This is a genomic window from Streptomyces sp. NPDC039480 (genome assembly GCF_055597165.1).
The window spans coordinates 113,173-136,584 of sequence record NZ_JBVITX010000001.1 but is presented as its reverse complement, the minus strand read 5'-3'; the positions used below and the strand labels follow the sequence as shown (position 1 = coordinate 136,584).

The following is a 23,412-nucleotide window of genomic DNA, read 5'->3' as shown; positions in this document are numbered from 1 at the left end:
CCTTGAGGTCGGCGGAGGGGGTGGGTGGGCGGTTCAGCCCTTCAGGGCGCCGGAGGACAGCCCTGACACGAAGGAACGCTGGAAGAAGAGGAAGACGATCACGGAGGGGAGCAGGGCGAGCAGCGAGGCCGCGAGGACCACTCCCGGGGTGACGTCGGGGTCGATGCGCAGGGTGCGCAGCGCGAGCGGGAGCGTGTAGGAGGAGGAATCGGTGGCGACGAGCAGGGGCAGCAGGTACTGGTCCCAGATCATCGTGAAGCCGAAGACCCCGATGACCCCCAGCGCCGGCTTGCACATCGGCAGGATGATCTGGGCGAAGATGCGCAGGTCCCCGGCGCCGTCGATGCGGGCCGCCTCTTCGAGTTCCTTGGGTACGTCCTTCATGAACTCGGTCATGACCAGGATGGAGAAGCCCCAGGCGCCCAGCGGGACGATCATGCCGGCGAGGGTGCCGATGAGGTTGAAGTGGACGACCGGCAGATCGGCGAGGATCAGGGAGAGCGGCAGGGCGAGGATCTCCTCGGGCAGCATCAGCGTGGCCAGGATCGCCACGAGCGCGATGGTCATGCCGGGGAAGACCTTGCGTGCCAGCGCGTACCCGGCGAGGACGGAGACGGCCACTTGGAGCAGCAGGCCGAAGCCGACCACGAAGAACGAGTTCAGGAGATACGTCAGCACGCCCTGGTCGAAGGCGATCCGGAAGTTGTCCAGGGTGGCGCCGGAGGGGACGACGCTCAGCTGGGTCGGGTCCTTGACCTTGCTGAAGGCGCTGACCAGCAGGGCGAGGAGCGGCCCCGCGAAGACGATCAGCACCAGGAGGTAGGTGACCGCCTTCAGGAGGCGGCCGCCCGGGCTCCTGCTCTCGGTGAGGCCGAGCGCGGTCTCGGTCGGCGCGTTCATCTGCTCTCCCTGCGGCGCACGAGGTGGACGACGATCGTGAGGACGAGCGTCGTGAGGAACAGCAGGACGGCTCCCGCCGCTCCGACGCCGAGCCGGTTCTGTTCGAGGCCGAGCTTGTAGATGAGGGTCATCACGACCTCGGTGGAGCCGTCGGGGCCGCCGTTGGTGAGCAGGAAGACCTCGGTGAACACCCGCAGGCCGCGGATCGCGGCGAGGATGAACAGGATCGAGAACACCGACCGCAGGCCGGGCACCGTCACGTGCCACACCCGCTGGAACCGGGAGGCGCCGTCGACCTTCGCGGCCTCGTACAGGCCGCGGTCCACGCTCGCGAGCCCGGCGAGGAAGATCATCATGTCGTAGGGGGCGCCCCGCCAGATGCCGGTGACCATGATGGAGGCGAGCGAGGAGTCGGGGTCGTTGATGAATCCCGACGGGCCGGATCCCACCAGGCCGAGCAGGGAGTTGACCATGCCGTCCCCGGTCGGGTGGTACATGATCCGCCACAGTTCGGCGACGACGGCGATCGGCACGACGACCGGCAGGAACGCCGCGGAGCGCACGAATCCCAGGCGGCGGCCCTGCCCCTCCATCAGCAGCGCGAGCACCAGGCCGAGGAGCATCGAGCCCGCCGTCTGCCCGGCGGCCAGGACGACGGTGTGCCAGGCCGCCTCGCGGAAGCCCGCCGAGCCGAGCACGGTCGCGTAGTTCTCCGTGCCCACCCACTTGTTGCCTAGATAGGGCTGGACCTCCTGGAAGGACATGGTCAGCGCGTTGGCCATGGGGATGAACTTGAAGTACAGGAAGAGGAGCAGCGCCGGGGCCAGGAAGAGCCAGGGCGTCCACCACCGGCCGGTGCGGCGGCTGCGTCTTCGGCGGTCGGCCGCGGCCGCGCCGCCCGTCCGCCCCTTCGGGCCGGCGGGACCACGCCCGGGGTGCGGGGCGTGTTCGACCTGGTCGACGCTCATGACGCGGCGATTCCCTGTTCCTTGAGGATGCCGGCGAGTTTCTTGTCGAGGTCGCGGAGCTCGCCGCGGGTGTCCAGGTCGCAGTCGGCCATCAGCGCGTTGACGGTCTCCGCAGTGGTCTGGCGCACCGCGGTCCAGTTCGGGACGGCGGGGGCGTATCTGCCGGAGGAGCGGTAGATCTCGTCGTACGTCTTCCAGCGCGGGTCGGGGCGGACCTTGGCGACGTCCACCGTTTTGTTGACGGGCAGTTGGACGGTGAAGCCGGTCTCGCCGCGCATTCCGGTGCGCTGTCCCTCGGGGGAGATCGCGAAGTCGGCGAAAGCGTCCTGGCCCGCCCGGTTCTCGGAGCCCGCCATCAGGTAGACGGTGCCGCCCTCGGCGAGGACGGTCGCGTCCTTCGGGCCCTTCGGCATCGGCACGACCTCGTACTTGTCCTTGCCGAGTACCTCGTCGAAGCGGGGCAGCAGGTAGGGGCCGACGGCGAACATGCCGGTCCTGCCCGCCTCGAACGTCTCGTTCGTGGGCGGGGTGTCCATGGTGACCGCGCCGGGCTGGACGGCCTCGGCCGCGCAGCCGAGGTCGCGGAACCACTGCATGGCCCCGACCGACTCCTTCGTGCTCATCGCGGGTTTGTACGTGCCGTCTCCGGTCTCGGTGATGAAGTCGCCGCCCGCGGCCCAGAGGAAGTTGGAGAAGTACCAGGAGGCGTAGCCGCGCTTGGTGGACAGGGGGGCGGCGAGGCCGTAGGTGTTCTTCTTGCCGTCGCCGTCGGGGTCCTTCGTGGTGAAGGCCTCGGCCATGGCGGCGAAGTCGTCCCAGTTCCGGGGGACGCCGAGCTTCAGCTTCTCGCGCCAGTCCTTGCGGATGAGCAGCCCGGTGGCCTGTGCGGAGTACGGCAGGCCGTACTGCTTCCCGTCGACGCTCTTGCCGGAGTCGAGCCCCTGGGCGACGACCTGCCGACTGTGCTTGATCTTGTCCAGGTCGATCTCGCGCAGCAGCCCCTGGCTGTGCATGGCGCCGAGCTGTGTCACGTCGTTCATGACGATGTCGGGGAGGTCCCGCTGCGCGGCCCGCTGCTGCAGTTTGGTCTCGAAGTCGTCGAAGATGGCGGTGACTTCGACGTGGTGTCCTGTGGCCTTCTCGAAGGCTGCGGCGAGTGCCAGCGTGCCCTTCTCGCCCGGTCCGCCGGGTGTCGTCCTGGTCCACAGTTCGAGGGGCGCCTCGGTGTCCTGCTCGACGTCCGCTCCCGCGGGACCTGATGTACAGCTGGTGAGGATCAGTGCCGACGCGAGGAAACCCGCACCGATCCACCGCGATCTCTGCATCGCAACTCCCGTTCCACCGCGTCACAACCGCCTCTAGCAAGCGCTTGCCGGGGGACGCTAACGGGCGCCAAATCCTGGGTCAATACTCCGATGTATACGAGATTTCTTCAGGGGCGGCACGGTGGGCCGGGCCAGTCCACACCGAGTTCGCGTCGTATGGACTCTTGAGTCATCCGATGTATCGTCTCGGAGGAGCGTCATCGACAGGCAGCGTCAGCGACGAGGGGCGTCAGCGACATGGACGAGGCGACACACCGGCCGACGGCTCTGCTGGTCATGGAGGAGGAGCGGAGAGCGGACGTCTATCCACCCGAGGTGCTTGCCGGCGTCGACCGGCTCGTGGACCGCGAAGGCCTCTCCCCCCTCACCCGCCACCAGCTCGACGACCACCCCGACGCCCTGCGCCGCGCCGAGATCCTGCTCACCGGCTGGGGCGCTCCCGTGCTCGACGCGGCCTTTCTGGCGCGCGCGCCCGCGCTGCGGGCCGTCCTCGTCGCCGCGGGCTCCGTACGGCATCTGACCACGCCCGCCTTCTGGGCACGCGGCATACCGATCGTCTCCGCGGCCGCGGCCAACGCCGTGCCGGTGGCGGAGTTCACCCTCGCCCAAGTCCTCCTCGGCCTGAAGCAGACCCATCGCATCAGCCGCGAGGTGACCCGGAACCGCGGCTTCCCCCATGACCCCGAAGTCCCCGGCGCCTACCGGTCACGGGTGGGTCTGCTGGGGCTCGGCCACATCGGCCGTCTCGTCGCGGCGCACCTCGGCCGCTTCGACGTCGAGGTCCTCGCGACGGACCCCCTCGCCTCCGCCGCGTCCGCGCGGGAGGCGGGAGTGCGGCTCGTCGGCGTCGAGGAGCTCTTCGCCACCTGCCATGTCGTGAGTCTCCACGCGCCCCTCCTGCCCGAGACCCGCGGCGTCGTCGGAGCGCGCCTGCTGGCCTCCCTGCTGCCGGGCGCGACGCTGGTCAACACGGCAAGGGGCGCGCTCGTCGACGAGGCGGCGCTGACGGACGTCCTGCGCGCGAGGCCCGACCTCACGGCCGTGCTCGACGTCACCCACCCGGAGCCCCCGGCCCCCGACTCACCCCTCTACGACCTGCCCAACACCGTCCTGACCCCCCACCTCGCCGGCGCACTCGGCACCGAACGCCACCGCCTCGGCCACCTCGTACTCGCCGAACTGGACCGCTTCCTGCGGGGCGAGCCCCTCCAGCACGCCGTCACCCCCGAACGGGCCGCGACCCTGGCGTGAAGGTTCTACAGAACCCCGGAACCGATATCGACCGAGGTGATGAACGCGCCGCGTTCCGGACCCGATCCGACCACGCTGAAGCACACCGAGTCTCCCGCGGAGAGGGATCCTTCCGCGAGGTCTTCCTGGAGCAGCGCCAGCGTCGAGGGCGAGACCATGTTTCCGAACCGTGCCGCGTTCGAAGGGGCCATCTCCTCTCGCATGCCCACCGATTCGGCGAACGCCTCCACGAGGCGCGGGCTCGCCTGGTGCGTGTAGACGCGGGAGACCTGGTCGAGATACCCGGGCCGGTGTTTCTCCAGAGTCTTGTGGTTCTCCGTCATTCCCTGCATGTAGTAGGTGATGATCTCCTCGCTGTTCATCCCGTACGACATGAGGAGTGTGGAGTTCGGCTCCCCCGGCGGATTCTGGGCGCCTCCGCCCGGGTAGTGGATGAGCGGATCCGTGAGTCCCGGGCCGTCCGCGAAGGAGAGCGCGTCGCGGCTGTAGAAAGAGATTCCGTCGCTGTCCGGAGTCCGCGTCAGCACCATGGCGGCCAGGGCATCGGAGAACAGTACGGCGGAAGCCCACAACAACGCCCCGAAAGGGTGTGCCTCATTGCCCTCCCCGTGGGAGTACAGGGCTCCCCGGGAGTCGACGGAATGGCGGCTCGCCACGTTGTAGGCGACGATCAGGGCCCGCTCGCTGTTCATCTTGCGGACGAGTTCCGCCGCGCGGGCCAGCCCCGCGCAGCCGGCTCCGAGCTGGAGCGGAGAGACCGTGTCCGGCACTTCGAGGTCGCGTGCCAGGCCGAGCGCGTCCTGGTCGAGCATCACCTGGAACGGCGTGCAGGACACGAGGATCAGCGTGTCCACGTCCCGCGCCGTGATCGCCGCCGAGTCGAGGGCCGTCCTGGCCACCTCCGTGAGGACACGCGCGTCGGTGAAGCGGTCGGGGGCCCAGGCTTTGCCGGTCACTCCCAGGATCTTCTGCAGGACCTCCCCGGACATGGTCGAGCCGGGATGCTTCTGGTCCGGAACCCGGGCCCTCTCCGCCCAGGTCCGGATGTCGACCTGATCCCCCAGTTCCACGGCCAGTCCGGTGATCGTGTACGGGAATCCGTTCACCGCGAACACAGCAGGTCCTCCCAGCGGTCACACGGACAGGACACGCACGTCGGCAGTCGCCGTGGCCAGTACTTTCCCGTCCGGGTCGACGAGTTCGGCGGCCGCCCGGGAGCGCCCCCGCTCGGGCGCGGGGGCCGACCCCACACAGCGCAGCTCCTGCTCCCCGGGGCTCACCGGGTGCAGGAAACTGACACACAGTTCCGCGGTGACGGCGTACGAACCGGCCGGCAGATGGGTCTGGACGGCGTACCCGCACACGGCGTCCGCCACGGACGCGATCAGTCCGCCGTGCACGTTCCCGCTGTGGGTCCCGTGCCACTCCCTGGGCCGCACACCGACGGTCACCGACCCCCGGTCGACCTCGACGACCCGGTAGTCCAGGGTGGACTCCAGCGGTGCCGCCGTGAGTGAACCGTCCTTCAGCCGACGCATCAACTGGAGCCCGTCCAGGGCCAGGAGGGTCGGGATCTGAGTGGACGGATCGTGGAAGAAGTACGTCCTACGGCTCGGCGCCGTCTCGTCGCACGTGCTCATGAGTCTTTCTGTCCCCTCGGGGCCCGGCGTCCGGCTTGCCTACTTGCTCGGGTATTCGTAGAAGCCCTTGCGGGACTTTCGCCCCAGAAGACCTTGGGAAACCATGCGGGACAGGGTCACCGGCGGCTCGAAGACAGCCTCCCCTGTTCTCTCGTACGCGTATCCGAAGCTCGCGAGCGCCACATCCAGTCCCACGGCGTCGAGCGATTTGAGCGGCCCAGTCGCGTGCCCGAACCCCAGCTCACAGATCGCGTCGATATCGGCCGCACTCACGGCCCCGGATTCATGGAGGCGAATCGCCTCGGCCGCGAGAACACCGAACAGGCGGTTCACGACGGGGCCGGACACGTCGTCCTTGACGATCAGGCAGCGCTTCCCCCACTCCTCGAAACGCACGCGGACGCGGGACACCGTTTCCTCGCTGGTCGCGGTTCCGGTCAGGACTTCGACCAACGGGCGGATCGGCGCCGGGTAGATGAAGTGCGTACCGAGGAAGTCCTGCGGCCTTCGGGTCGCCTCCGCGAGCGCGTCGATCGGGATGGACGACGTATTGGTGGACAGAATCGTGTTCTCGTCGCAGACGCGGTCGAGCTGCGCGAGGACCTCCTTCTTCACGGCGAGGTCTTCGGCCACGCTCTCGATGACCAGGTCGGCCGCGGCCAACTCACGCACATCGGTGACCGGCTGGATCCGCGCGACCGCGTCGTGTGCGGAAGCCTCGTCGATCCAGCCCTTCTCGACGGCTCGGCCCATGTCCTTTCCGCACTTGTCGACGCAGGCTCGGAGTGTCGTCTCCCTCCGACTCCAGACGAGAACGGGGGACCCGGCGAGCGCGGCCGCCAAAGCGATCCCCCCGCCCATCACCCCGGCGCCCGCGACTCCAGTCACATTGCCCATGCCGTCATGCCTCCCCGGCTTTTCCCGGGCCGCGCCTCGGACGGACCGGAATGGCCCGAACGGCGCAACCGCCGGGCGCTCCGAGTACGCCCGCGCGGAGCCGACCAGCAGCGTGCCGGCCGTCGTGCGGAACGGAGCCAGGACTTCCCAGCCCGACGAAGAACCTCGCCCTGGCCCGCCGGACAGGTCCTAGCTCGCGCGAGGGTCCACCATCTGGAGGGTGAGGGTGTCCGAGGGCTCGGCGAGGCCCGGGCCGCCCGCCGCGGCCCAGGTGAGTATTCCGTCGAGCGACGCGTCGTCCGTGACGAAGCCGACCCAGGCGGCCCGGCCGCCGCGCCTGCGCCCCTCGGAGGAAGGCTGGACCACGACGATGTTGGCCTGGCCGCACGGGCCGAGGCAGTCGCTCGTACGCACCGCGAACCGGCCGCGCGAGGCCGCCGCCGCGGAGCGCAGCCGCTCCAGCTGCCAGGCGTGGTCGATGCCGGGGTTCTTGCGTGCGTCGCCGCAGCAGCAGCCCCGGCACACGACGAGCGTGCAGGGGCGGCGGGCGGCGGCACCGATGGAGACGACGGGACTCATGTCGTGATCATCTCAGGTACGCGAGACCGGGGTGCACGCCCCGGTAGCCGTCCACCAGGCGCCGCGCGACGGTCACGGAGTCGACGAGCGGATGCAGCGCGAACGCCTTGGCGGCGGTGGCCGCCGAACCGCTGTCCGCCGCTTCGAGCACCACACGCTCGACGGCCTTGACCGCGCACACCAGGCCGGTGGCGTGGCCGGGCAGCGGGGCCACCGACATGGGGTGGGCGCCGTTGGCGTCGACGGAGCAGGGCACCTCGATCACGGCGTCCGCGTCCAGCGCGGCGAGGGTCGTGCCGTTGCGGACGTTGAGGATCAGCGTCGACCGCTCGTCGCGGGCGATGGCCCGCATCAGCGCGAGGGCGACCTTCTCGTACCCACCGGACTCCAGGTCCTCCTCGGCCCGCTCCCCCACGCCCGCCGCGGCCCTGTTCTCCGCCATGTACGCCGCCTCGCGCTCGGCGAGGGTGTCGGTCCAGGTCTTCAGGGCGGGGGTGCCGGGGCTGCGCATGTCGTCGTAGAAGCGGGCCTGTTGGCGGTGGAGGAAGGCGCCGCGGGTCCGCTCGGCCTGCTGGTAGGCGCGCACGGTGTCGCGGTTGAAGTAGTAGTAGTGCAGGTATTCGTTGGGGATCATGCCGAGCGACTGGAGCCAGTCGGGGCCGAACAGCCTGCCCTGCTCGAAGGAGACGAGGAGTTCGGGCTCGGCGAGCAGCCGCGGCAGTTCGTCGCGGCCCGCGATGTGCAGCCCGCGCAGCCAGCCCAGGTGGTTGAGGCCCACGTAGTCGAAGAACGCCTCGTCGGGATCGGCGCCGAGCACCTGCGCGACCCTGCGCCCGAGGCCCACGGGCGAGTCGCAGATGCCGATGACGCGGTCGCCCAGGTGACGGGCCATGGCTTCGGTGACCAGGCCCGCGGGGTTGGTGAAGTTGATGACCCAGGCGTCGGGGGCGAGCCGGGCGACACGGCGCGCGATGTCCACGGCGACGGGCACCGTGCGCAGCCCGTACGCGATGCCGCCCGCGCCGACCGTCTCCTGCCCGAGCACGCCTTCGGCGAGGGCGACGCGCTCGTCGGCGGCGCGCCCCTCGAGGCCGCCGACGCGGATGGCGGAGAACACGAAGTCGGCGCCGCGCAGCGCCTCGTCGAGGTCGGTGGTGGCGGTCACAGCGGGCGCGTCCGGGACACCGGCGGCCTGGTCGGCGAGGACGCAGGCGATGGCGTCGAGCCGGGCCGCGTCCAGGTCGTGCAGCACGACGTCGGTGACGCGGCCCTCGGCACGGTCGCCGAGCAGAGCCCTGTGGACGAGCGGCACACGGAACCCGCCGCCGCCGAGAATTGCCAGCTTCACGTCTGAACCGCCTTCTGTCGGACCGTTATCACCGGTGCTCACGTTACGTACGATGACGCGGCAGCGTTCCGACCCCCCACGGAGGTAGCGCCCCGATGACCCTTTGGAAGGCATCAACCGCCCTGCTCGGCACCGTCGCCCTGGCGGCGATGACGGGCGGCGCCGCCTCGGCGGCCCCCGCCTCGCCCGGCGGCTGGCAGGAGTCAGGCACCTCGTACGTCAACTCCCTCACCGGCAGCCAGGGCCTGGCGAGCCGCGCCGACGGCACCCTCCTCCATCGCGGCCTCGGCTCGATACCCCTCGGTCTGCGGGCCAAGGGCTGGGGGCACATAGGCGACCCGGACATCGCGAACGGCCACACCTTCGACGCCTACCAGGGCGGCGACAGCGCCCGGTCGAAGATGTTCGCGGTCACGACACCCGCCGGGAAGCGCCACCTGTACGAGCACCCGCTCGACGCGGGCGAGAAGCTCAACAACTCCTTCGCGGCCGTCTCGCCCGACGCGCGGTGGCTGGTCTCCGGCGAGTGGGGCGACCAGCACCGCCTCCAGGTGTTCCCCGCCCCGCTCCTCAACCCCTCGACCCCGCCCACCGGCGGCACGCTCCCCCAGGCCGGACAGATCACGCTCGACAAGCCGGTACGCGACATCCAGGGCTGCGACTTCGCCTCCGCCACGCGCCTGGTCTGCGCCTCCAACGACGCGTCCAAGGAACTGTTCCCCGAGGACCGCCCGGTCCTCCAGGTCGATCTGGAGCGCCCGCTCGACGGACAGCCGGTGACCGGCAGCGTCACGAGCCTCTTCGCGGCGCCGCAGCGCAGCGTCTGCTCCGGCACGTTCGAGACGGAGGGCGTCGACTACGACACCGCGCGCCGCACCCTGCGCGTCGAGGTGGTGCCGCCCGTGCCGTGCCTGGTGACGACGGCGGTGTACGCGTACCGGCCGACGTCGGGCTGAGTCCGCCTGCCGGACAGGACGTGTGGGGCGCCCCGGGGCCGGGGAAGGTCGTGATCATGACACAGCACGACCAGCAGGTGGCCGCCACCGTCCCCGCCCCCGGGCCGCGCCCGACACGGCAGTTGCTCGCCGCGTCGGTCGGCAACGCCGTGGAGTGGTACGACTGGTACGCGTACACCTTCCTCGCCACGTACATCGCCGACCAGGTGTTCCCCAAGGGATCCGACAACTCCCTCGTCCCGCTGCTCTCCACGTTCGCCGTCTTCGCGGTGGGCTTCTTCATGCGGCCCGTCGGCGGGCTGCTGATGGGCGCGGTCGCCGACCGGCAGGGCAGACGGGCGGCGCTGACCGTCACGATCCTGCTGATGGGCGCCAGTAGTCTGCTCGTCGGCCTGACCCCGACCTACGCGGCCGCGGGTGTGCTCTCGCCGGTCGTGCTCGTGCTGGCCCGGCTGCTCCAAGGCCTCTCCGTGGGCGGGGAGTTCGCCGCGTCGACGACGTTCCTCGTCGAGTCGGCGGGCCCAGGCAGGCGCGGCCTCTTCTCCAGTTTCCAGTACGTCTCCACCAGCATCGGCCAGCTCGCGGCGTCCGGCGTCGCGGCCCTGCTCGTCGCCACGCTCTCCGACGGGCAGATGGACGGCTGGGGCTGGCGGCTGCCCTTCTTCGTCGGGGCGGCGCTGAGCCTGGTCGGCTTCTGGATCAGGCAGGGCGCGCACGAGACGCACCGGGCACCCGCCGAGGAGGGCGACCGGCCCGGGCTCTTCGACGCGCTGCGGCACCACCCCCGCCAGTCCCTGCTGATCTGCGGCATCACGGCGGGCGGCACCCTCGCCTACTACACGTGGACGTCGTACCTGCCGACGTACGCCGAGCTGAACACCGACATCAGCAAGAGCCAGGCGCTCCTCGCCGGCACGCTGTCCCTCGCCTTCTTCGCCGTGCTCCAGCCGGTGGGCGGGCTGCTCTCCGACCGGGTCGGGCGCAGGCCGCTGCTGCTCTTCTTCGGCATCGGCTTCGCCGTCCTGAGCGTGCCGCTGCTCAAGTCGCTCTCGGGGTCGTTCGGTTCGCTGCTGCTCGTGCAGTGCGCGGGCATGGTGCTGCTCACCGGCTTCACGTCGATCTCGGCGGCCGTGAACGCCGAGGTGTTCCCCGCGCGGGTGCGGGCCGCCGGAATCGGCTTCCCGTACTCGCTGACCGTCGCGGTGTTCGGCGGCACGGCCCCGTACATGGGGACCCTGTTCAAGGAGATCGGCTCCCCCTGGCTCTTCCCCGTGTACGTGGCCGTGCTGTGCGTCGTGTCCTCGGTGGTCTACTTGCGGCTGCCGGAGACCGCGCACACGACGCTCGACCGGTGAGCGGCCGGGACACCCGGGCGGCTAGGAGACCCGGGGCACCGCTGCGATGGAGCGGCCCGCCCAGTCCGGGGCCTGTTCCGTCAGAGCCGTGAGGCGGTCGCGGATCTCGTCCGGGAACGGGGTCGCCCGGCCCGCGTTCTGGTCGACGTGGAGTGCGAGCAGTTCGGTGGTCGCCACGGGGGCGGCATCGGGGGCGGGTGCCGCGCCCTCGGCCCCGACCACGTACATCTCGTGGGCGAACCGCGCCTTCTTGGCGTCCGCGCCCAACATCCGCGTACGGACGGCGAGATGGGCGCCCTCGGAGACGTCGTCGAGATACCGCACATGGGCCTCGACCGTGTAGAGAGAGCAGCCGGTGGACTCGCGGTAGCCGGCGTGCAGGCCCGTCTCGATCATCATGGCGTCGGTGGCGTAGCCGAAGACGAGGACGTAGAAGGCCTCGCTCATGTGGCCGTTGTAGTCGATCCACTCGGGGCGCACCGTGCGGTGGAACAGGGGCAGGGGCTCGGTCACTTGGTGCCTCCGGGGAGCCGGCCCGTGGCGCGCAGGACATCGATGACGCCCTGGTCCCGCTCGGCGACGAGGTCCGCGATGGTGCGGCCGTTCGCCTCCTCGTCGCAGCCTGCGACCACGGCGTCGTACAGCTTCTTGTCGAGCTCGGGCGCTTCGAGGCGCGTCCACGGCGACTTCAGGGACGGGCCGAAGTGGTCGAGCATGTGAGCCATGCCGCCCTCGCCGCCCGCGAGCGCGAAGGTGAGCATGGGGCCCATGAACGCCCAGCGCAGGCCGGGGCCCTCGGTGATGGAGTCGTCGATCTCCTGGACGGTGGCCTCGCCGTTGGCGACCATGTGCAGCGCCTCGCGCCACAGGGCCTCCTGGAGGCGGTTGGCGATGAAGCCGGGCACCTCGCTCTTCATCGTGATGACGGACTTGCCCGCGACCTCGTAGAACCGGGACGCCCAGGCCACGGCGGCGGCGTCGGTCCGCTCGCCGCCGACGACCTCGACCAGCGGGATCAGGTACGGCGGGTTGAAGGGGTGCCCGACGACGAGGCGGCCCGGGGTGGCGGCCTCGGTCTGCATGTCGGTCATCGCATAGCCGGAGGTGGAGGAGGCGATGACGACGCCGGCCGGGGCGGCGGCGTCCACCTTCGCGAGGAGCTCGCGCTTGAGCTCCAGCTTCTCGGGGGCGCTCTCCTGCACGAACTGGGCGTCGGCGACGGCCTCTTCGAGGGTCGCGGCGACGGTCAGGCGGTCCTGCGAGGCGCCCTCGGCGAGGCCGAGCTGCGTCAGCGCGGGCCAGGCGGCCTCGACGAGGCGGCGCAGCCGCTGCTCCGCGTCGGGCGCGGGGTCCCAGGCGGTGACGTCGTAACCGCGGGCCAGGAAGTGGGCGACCCAGCCGCCGCCGATGACGCCGGCGCCTATGCAGGCGACGCGGCGGACGTTCTCGGGGGTGGTGTTGCTCATGGTGATGATGTCCTCTGCGGGGGGGGCGGGCGTGGGCGTCAGGACCGGGGCTTGAGGCCCAGCTTCTGCCGGGCCTCGTCCGGGGTGGCGACCCGAGAGCCCAGGTTCTCGGTGATCTGCACCGCGCGCTCCACGAGCTGCGCGTTCGTCGCCTTGTTGCCCTTGCCGAGGTAGAGGTTGTCCTCCAGGCCGACGCGGACCTGCCCGCCGAGCAGGATGGACTGGGCGACCCACGGCATCTGCATGCGGCCGAGCGCGAAGCTGGCCCACTGGGCGCCTTCGGGCAGCATGTTGACCATGGACTGGAGGACGCCCGGGTCGGCGGGGGCGCCCCACGGGATGCCCATGCAGAGCTGGAAGACGGTGGGGTCGTCGAGCAGCCCTTCGGCGAGGAGCTGCTTGGCGAACCACAGCTGGCCGGTGTCGAAGATCTCCAGCTCGGGGCGGACGCCGAGCTCCTGGATGCGCTTGGCGCCCTGCCGGAGCATGTCGGGGGTGGAGATGTAGAGGTTGCTGCCGTCGCCGAAGTTGAGGGAGCCGCAGTCCAGGGTGCAGATGTCGGGGAGCAGGTCCTCGACGTGCGGGAGGCGGTCGAGGCCGCTGACGAGGTCGGTGCCGGGGAGGTGCTTGAGGGGCTCGTCGGGGTCGATGACGAGGTCGCCGCCCATGCCCGCCGTCAGGTTGATGACGACGTCGGTGCCGGTCTCCTTGATGCGCTCGACGACCTCGCGGTACAGGCGCGGGTCGCGGGAGGGGGCGCCGCTCTCGGGGTCGCGGACGTGGATGTGCACGACGGCGGCGCCCGCCTCGGCGGCCTCGACCGCGGAGGTGGCTATCTGCTCGGGCGTGACGGGCACGTGCGGGCTCTTGCGCACGGTGTCGCCCGCGCCGGTCAGGGCGCAGGTGATGATGACGTTGTCGTTCACGGGCATGCTGGACTCTCCCTCGGGGTGGGGTGTTGCGTACGGGACGGGCGTGCGGTCAGTGCGCGGTCAGTGTGGCGTCGACGTAGGCGACGAGGGACTCGTGCATGTCGTCCGGGCTCGTGCCGGGGCTGTCGGGCGCCGCGGCGAGGACCTGCGTGGCCAGACCGTCGATCAGCGCGGTCAGGCGCAGCGCCGCGGCCTCGGGGTCGGTGGGGCGGAAGACGCCTTCGGCGGTGCCGCGGCGGATGACGTCGGCGACGGTGGTGCGCCACTGCCGGTAGTAGTCGGCGTGCAGGCGGCCCACGGCGGTGGAGCGGGCGGCCTCCGCCCACAGGTCGAGCCAGACGCTCCACTGCCAGCGCTGCTGGGGGGTGCGGGGGATCTGGAGCTCGATGAGCTGGCGGAGTTCGTCGGCGGTGTCCGCGGCGTCCGCGATCCGGGCCGCCCGGCGCGCGGTGTCCTCGTCCATGCACCAGCGCACGGCGGCTTCGAGGAGGTCGTCGCGGCCGGGGAAGTGGTAGTGGATGGCGGCGGTGCTCGCGTCGCAGGCCGCCGCGATGTCCTGCACGCGCACGGCGTGGAAGCCGCGCTCGGCGATGAGGCGGACGGTCTCGCGGACGATCTGCAGGGGGCGGCCGCCCTCGGGCGGCACGGCGCGCTCGCGGCGGGTGGCGGGCTCCGGCGGCCGGGCGGCGCCGAGCAGCCAGCCCGCGTCGACCCCGCCGGTGTCCGCGATGCGGGCGAGCTCCGCGGCGGTGAAGCGCCGGGTGCCGCCCAGTGAGCGGGAGAGCTTGGAGGGGTCCATGACGATACGGCGGGCGAATTCGCGCTGGGTCACTCCGGCGTCGGCGATCACCTTGCGGACGCGGTCCGCCACCTCGGGGTCGTGCTGCATGGTCGGCGACCCTACCCGCGCGTTGCGGTGAACGCAACGAGTGCGCCGAGCCGCCACGGCACGGAGCACCCCAAATCCGCAGGCACTCAGTGATTGAGGAGATCCTGAGCAGAAATTGCGATGCTGACTGACGCATCAGTCACCAGTTCTCCCGGGTGCGTCACGGAGCCTCGGTAGGCTGCCCCGATGGAACGTCGTCAGCGCGCCGCGGGCGCCATCGTCGGGTCGGCCGTGGGGGACGCGCTGGGCGCGCCCTTCGAGTTCGGGGCGGAGGGCGCGTACTCCGCGCGCTTCCCGGCGGCCGAGGGCGACCGCGCCCGCGAGATGTGCGGGGGCGGCGGCTGGGACCCCGGGGAGGCCACGGACGACACCCAGATGGCCGTGCACGTCGCCGACTCACTGCTGGAGCGGGGCGGGCTGGATCTGCCGGACATCTTCGCCCGCTTCCAGCGGTGGGCGGCCGACGAGCCCAAGGACATCGGGCTGCAGACCGAGGACGTCCTCACGAACGGAATGCCGTGGGACCTCGCCGCGCAGGCCCACTTCCAGGTCAACCTCCGCGCGGCGGGCAACGGTTCCCTGATGCGGGCCACCACCTCCGCCGTGTACTTCGCCTCCGCCGGGCGGGCAGCCACCCTGGACGCGGCCCGCCGCATCGCCGCCCTCACGCACGGCGACCGGGCCGCCTGGGAGGGCACCGCTCTCTTCCACGAACTGCTGCGCGTGGCCCTCGCCGGGGACGACCCGCTCGCCGCGCTCCCCGACACGCTCGCCCTCGTCCACCCGGACCACCGCGACCGCTATGCCGTGGTCCTCTCCCCCACCTGGCACCCGGACGACGCCACCGAGTTCAACGGCGCGGTCTGGCCGTGCCTCGGCTCGGCGCTGTGGGCGCTGCGTACGACGGGGTCGTACGAGGATGCCCTGCGAGCCGCCGTCGACCTGGGCGGCGACACGGACACCGTGGCCGCCGTCACCGGTGGCCTGGCGGGCGCCTGTTACGGTCTCGGCGCGATACCCGACCGGTGGACGGCACCGTTGCATGTACCGCTGCCGGGAGCGGCCGAGCCCGGCCGGGTGCTGCGCCTCGCGGACCTCGTCGGACTCGCCGAGCGGCTCGACGCGGGGAACCGGCCGGCCACTTGAGGCACTCTTCCTTCTGTGTCGCACGCATCTTCGGTTCCCCCACAGCGCCCGCCGCTGCCCGCACCCGGCCACATGGTCGTGTGCGGCGGCGACAACGTCCTGGCCCACCGGCTCGCCGCCGAACTCCGCGGTGTCTACGGCGAACAGGTCGTCCTCGTCGTACCGCCCGCGGGCCGCGGTGAGCCCAACCGGCCGACGGGCCGGGCCCGGACGACGGCACTGATCGGACGTATCACCGCCGCCGTCTCACGCACCACCGGCAACGGGAACGGCTCCGCCCACGCGAACGGCGGCGCCCACGGAGGCGCCAGCGGGTACGGGGAAGGCGGCGGCCCCGCGGAGCTGCCGCGGACGCTGGAGGCCACCGACCTCACCGACGACGTCCTGGCCGACGCGGGCGTCCCGCAGGCCGCCGCGCTCGCACTCATGCACGACGACGACGAGACCAACATCCGCACGGCCCTCGCGGCCCGCAGGCTCAACCCCCGGCTGCGCCTGGTGATCCGGCTGTACAACCGCAAGCTCGGACAGCACGTGGAGGAGCTGCTCGACCAGGCGGCCGCCGTGGCGGGCCTCGCCACCACCGACGCCAGCGTCACCGTCCTGTCCGACGCGGACACCGCGGCCCCGGCCCTCGCGGCCACCGCGATCGCCGGCACCACCAAGGTCGTGCACGCCGACGGGCTGCTCCTGCGCGCGGTGGAGCGGACCCCGCCGGCGCCCGGCGAGGTGGCAGCGCGCGGACTCGCCACCCTCGCGCTGCTCTCGGCCACCGCCAACGACCCGGCCGGAGCGGAGGGTTCCGACGACGCGGGTGTCGGCGCGGGGCCCCGGCTGCTGCCGGACGACGACGCCGTCGCCGCCGCTCCCGGGCGGGGCGCGCTCGTGCTGGAGACCGTCTCCTACTCGGGTTCCACACCACCGCCCGGTTTCCTCGCGGGGCGCGGTGTGCCGCTGCGCGAGCTGTTCTCGCGGCGGCTGCGCTGGTCGGTGGCCGGGTTCGCGGCGGCCGTCGTCGGCATGGCCATCGCGTCGATCGTCACCACCGAGAACACCACCCCGCTGCACGCCACCTATCTGACGCTCCTGGACCTCTTCTCGATCAACGACCCGGCGACCGACGGGCCGATGAGCCGGCAGATCCTCCAGCTCCTCGCCGGCCTGGTCGGGCTGCTGCTCCTGCCGATCCTGTTCGCCGCCGTCCTGGAGGCGCTCGGCACCTTCCGCACCGCGTCGTCGCTGCGCCGCCCGCCGCGCGGCCTCTCCGGTCACATCGTCCTGCTGGGCCTCGGCAAGATCGGCACACGGGTCCTGGCCCGGCTGCGCGAGCTGGACATCCCGGTGGTGTGCGTGGAGGCCGACCCGGAGGCGCGCGGCATCTCCCTGGCCCGGCGGCTGCGCGTGCCGACCGTGATCGGGGACGTGACGGAGGAGGGCGTCCTGGAGGCGGCCAAGGTGCACCGCGCGCACGCCCTGCTCGCGCTGACCAGCGCGGACACCATCAACCTCGAAGCGGCCCTGTACGCACGGTCGGTGAAGCCCGATCTGCGGGTGGCGCTGCGGCTGTACGACGACGAGTTCGCGACCGCCGTCTACCGCACCCTGCGCGCCGCGCACCCCGGCGCCCTCACCCGGAGCCGCAGCGTGTCCGCGCTCGCGGCGCCCGCGTTCGCCGGGGCGATGATGGGCCGGCAGATCCTGGGCGCGCTGCCCGTCGAGCGCTCGGTGCTGCTCTTCGCGGCGCTCGACGTGTCGCTCCAGCCGCAGCTGACGGGCCGCAGGATCGCCGAGGTGTTCCGGCCGGGGGCGTGGCGCGTCGTCGCCTTGAAGCGCGCGTCCGACCAGGGCCCCGGTCTGTCGTCGGGCCTGGAGTGGGAGCTCGACCCGGAGTACGAACTGCGCCCCGAGGACCGCGTCGTACTGGCCGCGACCCGTCAGGGGCTGGCCGAGCTCCTCGCCCGCAGACCGCTGCCCGCACAGCCCTGACGGGCCCGCCCGTCAGTTCTCGGCGGGCGGCACCGGCAGGACCTGCCGCAGATGCGGATCGGGGTGGAAGTCCCTGCGCCACTCGCGCGGATAGCCGACGGACGCCTCGATGTGTGGCACCCCGTCGTGCACGGTGGTGCGCGGGATGTGCAGATGGCCGTAGACGACGGCGGCCGCCTCGTACTTCACGTGCCAGTCGGCGGTGCGCTCGGTGCCGCACCACAGGGCGAACTCGGGGTAGCGCAGGATCCGCAGGGGCTCGCGGATCAGCGGCCAGTGGTTGATGAGGACGGTGGGCATGCCCGCGGGCCGCTCGGCGAGCCGCTCCTCGGTGTGCTTGACGCGCGCGCGGGACCAGTCGTCGCGAGTCGCGTACGGGTCGGGGTGCAGGAAGTACTCGTCGGTGCAGACGACGCCCGCGTCGTGGGCGACCTTCAGCGCCTCTTCCTTGTCGTGGGTGCCCTCGGGCCGGAAGGTGTAGTCGTAGAGCAGGAAGAGCGGGGCGACCAGGACCGGGCCGCCGGGGCCGCGCCAGACGGGGTAGGGGTCCTCGGGGGTGACGATCCCCAACTCGCGGCAGAGCGCGACCAGATGCTGGTACCGCTCCTCGCCGCGGAGCTGGACCGGGTCGTCCTTCGGCGTCCACAGTTCGTGGTTGCCCGGCGACCACACCACCTTGGCGAACCGGCCGGCGAGCGTGCGCAGCGCCCACTCGATGTCGGCCATGCGCTCGGCGACGTCACCGGCGACGATCAGCCAGTCCTCGTCGGTGTGGGGCCGGATGGTCTCGACGTACTTCCTGTTCTCCGCGTACGCCACGTGCAGGTCGCTGATCGCGAGCAGCTTCGGGGTCTTCTCGGATGCCATCACTGTGTGAGGCTAACCGAGCCGCCGGGGTTCCTCGCCGGCCCACCGTCCCTCAGCCACTGTCGTCGATCGCGGCGGGGAGGGGTGGTTGCGGCGGTCCGGCCGACGGAGGAGGGTGGAGGTGCGGCCGACCCGTGGAACGGATCTTGATGAGCTCTCCCGACGGTGACCCGGTCCGTGTCTCCAGCGTGCTCGACCTGCTGCTGGACACCGAGACCCTGGACGACCTCCTGCACGGCCTGGCGGAAGCGGCGATGACCCATGCGCCCGAGGCGCAGGGCTGCGGCATCATGCTGCAACGCGAGGGCCGCCTGCTGACCGTGACCAACGCGGGCACTGGGACAGCTTCCCTGCGCACGCGATGGCCTCGGGGACCCGCTCCTCCCTGTCGTTCCCCATCGCCCCCCCCGCAGCCGCACCGCCGGCGCCCTGAACCTGTACTCGCCCGTCCCGCACGGCTTCGACACCGCCGACCTCGCCGCACTGCGGGCCCTCGCCTCCCAGGCCACCGGGGCCATCGTGCTGGCCCAGCGCATGTCCCGCTCCCGGCAGTTCACCGAGGACGTGCAGCAGGCGCTGCGCCACCGGGGTGTGATCGACCAGGCCGTCGGCATCGTCATGGCCCAGCAACGCTGCCCGAGCCGTGCGGCGTTCGCGATCCTGCGCGCCGCCTCCGAGAGGCGCAACATCAAGCTCCGCACCCTGTGCATCGACCTGATCACGCGGCTCACCGGGCAGCCGCCCCACGATCCGCCCGAACTGCAACCGCCTCCCCTCGACGAGGACTGACCGCACCCCCACCGGTCACGGCATGGCGCGAAAGCGCACGTCAAAGCGGGTTCCGATCAACGGCACGGTCCCGGGATCCTCCCGAGTGGAGTTGGGATGAAGCTCCGTGACCGCACCGGCATCCGCTCCAGCCTGCCCCTGTTTCTCAGCCACAGCGCTGTCCGGATGCCCGGGACCCGCTGGAGCCGCATCGCCGACAACGCGGCTCCAGCCCGGGCCTCCCGGTGGGGAAACCTCCCGCATCCCCCCAGGGAGGCCACGGCGTGAGGAGCTGACGAGGGGGAGCCTCGCTCCCCACGCCGACCACGCTACGCCGCTGCGGCCCGTCCGCCTGCCATCCGGCGGAACAATCACGGCGCACCCGGCGAACCCCCCGCCCCTCGCCGCCGGGGGGGGGCGAGGACGAGCCCTCAGTGGTGCTCGCCTTCCCCTCGCTGAATCGCAAGGTACTCCTCCGGTGTCGCCTTCGGGACCTGCGCCTTGGGGCCGTACATCGCGCGGGCGAGACGGGCGCGGAGGCGTTCGGAGACCCGCACCTTGCGGGGCACTCCGTTGGCGTCGACCACCGGGCCGATCCGGTAGGGCACGGGCTGTTCGTGGGCGGTCAGCCGGAACAGCTCGGCCTGTGTCAGCGGTTCGTGGATCTCGACGTACTCGCCGTGCGGGAGGCGTTTGATGGTGCCGGTCTCCCGGCCGTGCAGCACCTTCTCGTGGTCCCTGCGCTGGAGTCCGAGGCAGATCCGGTGGGTGACGACGAAGGCGAGGACGGGCACGACGAAGGAGCCGATCCGCACGAACCAGGTGAGCGCGTTGATGGAGAGGTGGAAGTGGGTGGCCCAGATGTCGTTGCCGCCGCCGATCATCAGCACGCCGAACAGCGCGAGCCACGCGACGCCGAGACCGGTGCGCACCGGCGCGTTGCGCGGCCGGTCCGCGATGTGGTGCTCCCTCTTGTCGCCCTTGATCCACGCCTCGATGAACGGATAGACGCCGATCGCCAGGAGGATGAGCGGGAAGAGCGAGAAGGGGATGAAGACGCCCAGGTTGAGCGTGTGCCCCCAGGCGTTGATCTCCCAGGCGGGCATCACGCGGATCAGCCCCTCGGAGAAACCGAGGTACCAGTCGGGTTGAGCGCCCGTGGAGACCAGGTCGGGCCGGTAGGGACCGATCGCCCAGACCGGGTTGATCGACGCGACCGCGCCCATGAACGCGAGCACACCGAAGACGAGGAAGAAGAAGCCGCCCGCCTTGGCGATGTAGACGGGCAGGAGCGGCGCTCCGACGACGTTCTTCTCGGTCCTGCCGGGCCCGGAGAACTGGGTGTGCTTGTGGTAGAAGACCAGGATCAGATGGGCGACGACGAGGCCCAGCATGATGCCCGGGAGCAGCAGCACGTGGATCGGGTAGAACCGCGGAATGATCTCCTCCCCCGGGAACTCCCCGCCGAACAGGAAGAAGGAGAGGTACGTCCCCACGACGGGGACGGAGAGGATGGCGCCCTGCATGAAGCGGATGCCGGTGCCGGAGAGCATGTCGTCGGGGAGCGAGTAGCCGGTCAGGCCGGTGAGGATGCCGAGGAACAACAGGGTCCAGCCGAACAGCCAGTTGAGCTCGCGCGGTTTGCGGAACGCCCCGGTGAAGAACACCCGCATCATGTGCACGAGCATCCCGGCGACGAAGACGAGCGCGGCCCAGTGGTGGATCTGCCGGATCAGCAGGCCGCCGCGCACCTCCATGCTGATGTCCACCGTGGATTCGTACGCCCGGGACACCATGATCCCCTTGAGCGGCACGTACGGCCCGTCGTAGGCGACCTCGGACATGCTCGGGTCGAAGAAGAGGGTCAGATAGGTGCCGGTGAGGATCAGGATGATGAAGCTGTAGAGGCAGATCTCCCCGAACATGAACGACCAGTGGTCGGGAAAGATCTTGCGCATCTGGCTCTTGGCCAGGGTGTGGATGCCGAGCCGCCCGTCCGCCCAGTCGGCGACCCGTTCCCCCTTGGTGAGCCGTACAGGTTGTGCATTGGTCCCGGTGCGCTCGATGCGTCCGCTCATGCGACTCCCTTTCAGGCGGTTCCAGGGTAGGTCGCTTGTATGACGGATCCAACAGTCGCGGCTGTGACAAGTCGGCCGGGCGCTCACCCGTCACTCACGCCGGTGGCGTCAACCGGTGCAGTCTCAGAGCCAGTTGGATCTCCAGGGTGCGGGCGGGCGTGTTCCAGTCGTCGCCGAGGAGCCGCGCCACGCGGTCGAGACGCTGCACGACCGTGTTCACGTGGACGTGCAGGGCCGTCCTGGCCCTGGTGAGGTTGCGGTCCTCGCGGAAGTACGCCTCCAGGGTGCGCAGCAACTGCGTACCGCGTTCGGCGTCGTAGTCGAGGACGGGGCCGAGGGTGGCCCGGACGTAGCCGCCGAGGTCGGCCTGTTCGCCGATGAGCAGCCCGACGAAGCCGAGGTCCGCGAGGGCCGCGCCGCGCCCGGTGTGGCCGAGCGCCCGCAGCGCGGAGAGGCAGCGCAGGGCCTCGGCATGGGCGGCGGGCAGCCCGGCGGGTCCGGCGGCGGGACCCGCTGCGCCCACGGTGACGGGGGCGCCCACGGAGTGGCCCAGGGTGGCGGCGAGCGTCGGGGCGTCGGTGTCCCGGGCCTCGGCGGGGGTCACGATGACCACATTGTCGTGGTGCAGTCCGGCCAGGCCGCTGTGGGTGCGGGCGATGCGGTGCGCGGCGGCGAGCAGCCGCAGCCGGGGAGCGCTCTCCGTGTGGGCGACGAACACCGCGTGCGGGCGGTCGAGCCGGACGCCGAGGCGGCGGGCGCGGCTCGCCAGGCCGGCCGGGTCGCCGGTGGGAGCCAGCAGGTCGCCGAGGAGTTCGCCGCGCACCCGGTCCTCGGTCTCGGCGACCGACCGGCGCAGCAGCAGGAGCAGGGCGGTGACGACGCCCGCCCGCTCGAACAGCCGCCGGTCGGCGTCGGCGAGTTCGGGGCGGCCGGTGAGGGCGATGCTGCCGAGGAGTTCGGGGCCCGCGAGGACCGCGCACACCCAGGTGCCGTCCTGCGGGACGGCGCGGCCGCTGGCGCGCGAGGCGGCCACAGCGGGGGCGGGCGGCGGCAGGGGTCCGGTGCCGGTGCGGGCCAGTTCGACGCCGTCGGCGTCGTGGATGAGGACGCCGCCGTCGAGGAGCGCCGCGATGCCGTCGGCCACCTCCTCGGCGCCGCCGCCGCGCAGCACGAGGTCGGTGAGCTGGTCGTGGGCCCGCTCGGCGCGGCGCATGGCCCTGCTGTGGGCGCGGATGGTCTCGGTGGCGGCGTTGAGGTCGACGAGCGCGGCGCGGGTCTCCTCCAGGAGGCGGGCGCCGTCGATGGCGATGGCGGCGTGGTCGGCGAGGGAGGAGAGCAGCACGATCTCCTCCGTGGCGAACTCGCGGGCGGCGCGGTCGGCGGCGTACAGCACTCCGATGACGCGCGCGCCGAGGCGCAGCGGCACACCGAGGATGGCCCGCAGCCCCTCCTGGCGGACGGCGCTGTCGATGGCGTCGGTGTGGTGGAAGCGGGGGTCCTGCTGGTAGTCGCCGGTGACGTAGGGGCGGGCGGTCTGGGCGACGAGGCCGCCGAGCCCCTCGCCCATGCCGAGCCGCAGCTGTTGGAAGGCTGCGGCCACGCTGCCGTCGGTCACCCGCATGTAGGTGTCGCCCGCCGCCTCGTCGTTGAGCGAGAGGTACGTGACGTCCGTGCCGAGGAGCAGTTTGGCGCGGCGCACGATGGCGCGCAGCACGGCGTCCGGGTCGCGGAGCGCGGCCAGGTCGCTCGCGGTGTCGAAGAGCGCGGCGAGCTCGGCCTCGCGGCGGCGGTGCGTGCCCAGGGTGCGGTGGACGCGGAGGGCGACGTCGGTGGCCTCGTCGAGCGCGGCGAGGTGGCCGGGCGCGGCGCCGGTCTCGCGGGCCCGGGCGGCGGGGCGCGCGAACTCCTCGGCGGGCGCGCCCCGGTCGAGGAGGTCGAGCAGGGTGCGCAGGCCCGCCTCGGGTCCGGCGTGGTCCGCGCCCTCGGTGGTGGGGGGCATGGGGCGATGGTCTCCCGCCACCGCGATCCGGACAATGCCGGCCCGGGAACGCTTCCGTACCG

Annotated in this window: 21 protein-coding genes; 6 read left to right on the top strand and 15 right to left on the bottom strand. The window is 71.7% G+C overall.

What is annotated here, in order from left to right; all coding sequences use genetic code 11:
• Positions 1 to 33: 33 nt before the first annotated feature.
• The 3 genes from ACZ56E_RS00590 to ACZ56E_RS00580 are packed head-to-tail and all read right to left on the bottom strand — an operon-like array spanning position 34 to position 3,193.
• A complete protein-coding gene (locus ACZ56E_RS00590; protein WP_471209245.1) occupies positions 34 to 900 on the bottom strand; it encodes a carbohydrate ABC transporter permease in 867 nt (288 codons plus the stop codon).
• Complete coding sequence (locus tag ACZ56E_RS00585; protein WP_471209242.1) at positions 897 to 1,868, bottom strand: carbohydrate ABC transporter permease; 972 nt, start codon at positions 1,866 to 1,868, stop codon at positions 897 to 899. Before ACZ56E_RS00585 ends, ACZ56E_RS00590 begins: the two co-directional genes overlap by 4 nt.
• Entirely contained in the window at positions 1,865 to 3,193 is a 1,329-nt protein-coding gene (locus ACZ56E_RS00580) for an ABC transporter substrate-binding protein (RefSeq protein ID WP_471209239.1), read from the bottom strand. Before ACZ56E_RS00580 ends, ACZ56E_RS00585 begins: the two co-directional genes overlap by 4 nt.
• A gap of 237 nt (positions 3,194 to 3,430) precedes the next feature.
• On the opposite strand from ACZ56E_RS00580, the gene ACZ56E_RS00575 reads away from it, so the two are divergent.
• Complete coding sequence (locus ACZ56E_RS00575) at positions 3,431 to 4,444, top strand: hydroxyacid dehydrogenase (RefSeq protein ID WP_471209236.1); 1,014 nt, start codon at positions 3,431 to 3,433, stop codon at positions 4,442 to 4,444.
• A 5-nt stretch (positions 4,445 to 4,449) separates the two neighbouring features.
• Here the strand turns inward: ACZ56E_RS00575 and ACZ56E_RS00570 are convergent, their stop codons facing one another.
• From ACZ56E_RS00570 to ACZ56E_RS00550, 5 genes are all read right to left on the bottom strand, one after another.
• Positions 4,450 to 5,559, bottom strand: a complete 1,110-nt coding sequence (locus tag ACZ56E_RS00570; protein WP_471209233.1) for a 3-oxoacyl-[acyl-carrier-protein] synthase III C-terminal domain-containing protein — start codon at positions 5,557 to 5,559, stop codon at positions 4,450 to 4,452.
• Between the two features lie 18 nt (positions 5,560 to 5,577).
• Positions 5,578 to 6,084 carry a PaaI family thioesterase gene (locus tag ACZ56E_RS00565; protein WP_471209230.1) on the bottom strand — a complete coding sequence of 169 codons (507 nt, stop codon included), beginning with the start codon at positions 6,082 to 6,084 and terminating at the stop codon, positions 5,578 to 5,580.
• A 39-nt stretch (positions 6,085 to 6,123) separates the two neighbouring features.
• Positions 6,124 to 6,981, bottom strand: coding sequence for a 3-hydroxyacyl-CoA dehydrogenase family protein (locus tag ACZ56E_RS00560; protein WP_471209227.1), 858 nt, complete (start codon positions 6,979 to 6,981; stop codon positions 6,124 to 6,126).
• Between the two features lie 189 nt (positions 6,982 to 7,170).
• Positions 7,171 to 7,560: a (2Fe-2S) ferredoxin domain-containing protein gene (locus ACZ56E_RS00555; protein ID WP_471209224.1), complete on the bottom strand. Its 390-nt coding sequence runs from the start codon at positions 7,558 to 7,560 to the stop codon at positions 7,171 to 7,173.
• Positions 7,561 to 7,567: 7 nt separating this feature from the next.
• Positions 7,568 to 8,908, bottom strand: coding sequence for a 6-phospho-beta-glucosidase (locus tag ACZ56E_RS00550; RefSeq protein ID WP_471209221.1), 1,341 nt, complete (start codon positions 8,906 to 8,908; stop codon positions 7,568 to 7,570).
• Between the two features lie 95 nt (positions 8,909 to 9,003).
• Between ACZ56E_RS00550 and ACZ56E_RS00545 the strand changes: the two genes are divergently transcribed.
• On the top strand, positions 9,004 to 9,864 hold the full coding sequence (locus ACZ56E_RS00545; RefSeq protein ID WP_471209219.1) for a hypothetical protein: 861 nt from the start codon (positions 9,004 to 9,006) through the stop codon (positions 9,862 to 9,864).
• A 56-nt stretch (positions 9,865 to 9,920) separates the two neighbouring features.
• Entirely contained in the window at positions 9,921 to 11,219 is a 1,299-nt protein-coding gene (locus ACZ56E_RS00540; RefSeq protein ID WP_471209216.1) for an MFS transporter, read from the top strand.
• Positions 11,220 to 11,240: 21 nt separating this feature from the next.
• On the opposite strand, the gene ACZ56E_RS00535 is transcribed toward ACZ56E_RS00540, so the two are convergent.
• Genes ACZ56E_RS00535 through ACZ56E_RS00520 form a run of 4 tightly spaced genes read right to left on the bottom strand, consistent with a single transcriptional unit; the run spans position 11,241 to position 14,506 of the window.
• Positions 11,241 to 11,732, bottom strand: a complete 492-nt coding sequence (locus ACZ56E_RS00535) for a thioesterase family protein (protein ID WP_471209213.1) — start codon at positions 11,730 to 11,732, stop codon at positions 11,241 to 11,243.
• On the bottom strand, positions 11,729 to 12,685 hold the full coding sequence (locus ACZ56E_RS00530; RefSeq protein ID WP_471209210.1) for a 3-hydroxyacyl-CoA dehydrogenase NAD-binding domain-containing protein: 957 nt from the start codon (positions 12,683 to 12,685) through the stop codon (positions 11,729 to 11,731). Before ACZ56E_RS00530 ends, ACZ56E_RS00535 begins: the two co-directional genes overlap by 4 nt.
• Positions 12,686 to 12,723: 38 nt before the next feature.
• Positions 12,724 to 13,617 carry a beta-keto acid cleavage family enzyme gene (locus ACZ56E_RS00525; protein ID WP_471209207.1) on the bottom strand — a complete coding sequence of 298 codons (894 nt, stop codon included), beginning with the start codon at positions 13,615 to 13,617 and terminating at the stop codon, positions 12,724 to 12,726.
• 49 nt (positions 13,618 to 13,666) lie between these two features.
• Positions 13,667 to 14,506, bottom strand: a complete 840-nt coding sequence (locus ACZ56E_RS00520; protein ID WP_471209204.1) for a TetR/AcrR family transcriptional regulator — start codon at positions 14,504 to 14,506, stop codon at positions 13,667 to 13,669.
• A 186-nt stretch (positions 14,507 to 14,692) separates the two neighbouring features.
• On the opposite strand from ACZ56E_RS00520, the gene ACZ56E_RS00515 reads away from it, so the two are divergent.
• Together ACZ56E_RS00515 and ACZ56E_RS00510 are read left to right on the top strand one after the other, a co-directional pair.
• Positions 14,693 to 15,652, top strand: a complete 960-nt coding sequence (locus ACZ56E_RS00515; protein ID WP_471209201.1) for an ADP-ribosylglycohydrolase family protein — start codon at positions 14,693 to 14,695, stop codon at positions 15,650 to 15,652.
• 72 nt (positions 15,653 to 15,724) lie between these two features.
• Positions 15,725 to 17,638 (top strand): potassium channel family protein, encoded by a 1,914-nt coding sequence (locus tag ACZ56E_RS00510; protein WP_471211452.1) that lies wholly within the window; start codon positions 15,725 to 15,727, stop codon positions 17,636 to 17,638.
• A 12-nt stretch (positions 17,639 to 17,650) separates the two neighbouring features.
• Here ACZ56E_RS00510 and ACZ56E_RS00505 read toward each other — a convergent pair whose 3' ends face one another.
• Positions 17,651 to 18,505 carry a metallophosphoesterase family protein gene (locus ACZ56E_RS00505; RefSeq protein WP_471209198.1) on the bottom strand — a complete coding sequence of 285 codons (855 nt, stop codon included), beginning with the start codon at positions 18,503 to 18,505 and terminating at the stop codon, positions 17,651 to 17,653.
• A 519-nt stretch (positions 18,506 to 19,024) separates the two neighbouring features.
• Between ACZ56E_RS00505 and ACZ56E_RS00500 the strand changes: the two genes are divergently transcribed.
• Positions 19,025 to 19,294 carry an ANTAR domain-containing protein gene (locus tag ACZ56E_RS00500; RefSeq protein ID WP_471209195.1) on the top strand — a complete coding sequence of 90 codons (270 nt, stop codon included), beginning with the start codon at positions 19,025 to 19,027 and terminating at the stop codon, positions 19,292 to 19,294.
• 410 nt (positions 19,295 to 19,704) lie between these two features.
• Here the strand turns inward: ACZ56E_RS00500 and qcrB are convergent, their stop codons facing one another.
• Positions 19,705 to 21,351: a cytochrome bc1 complex cytochrome b subunit gene (gene qcrB, locus ACZ56E_RS00495; protein ID WP_471209192.1), complete on the bottom strand. Its 1,647-nt coding sequence runs from the start codon at positions 21,349 to 21,351 to the stop codon at positions 19,705 to 19,707.
• 94 nt (positions 21,352 to 21,445) lie between these two features.
• On the bottom strand, positions 21,446 to 23,350 hold the full coding sequence (locus ACZ56E_RS00490; protein WP_471209189.1) for a helix-turn-helix domain-containing protein: 1,905 nt from the start codon (positions 23,348 to 23,350) through the stop codon (positions 21,446 to 21,448).
• Positions 23,351 to 23,412: the final 62 nt, after the last annotated feature.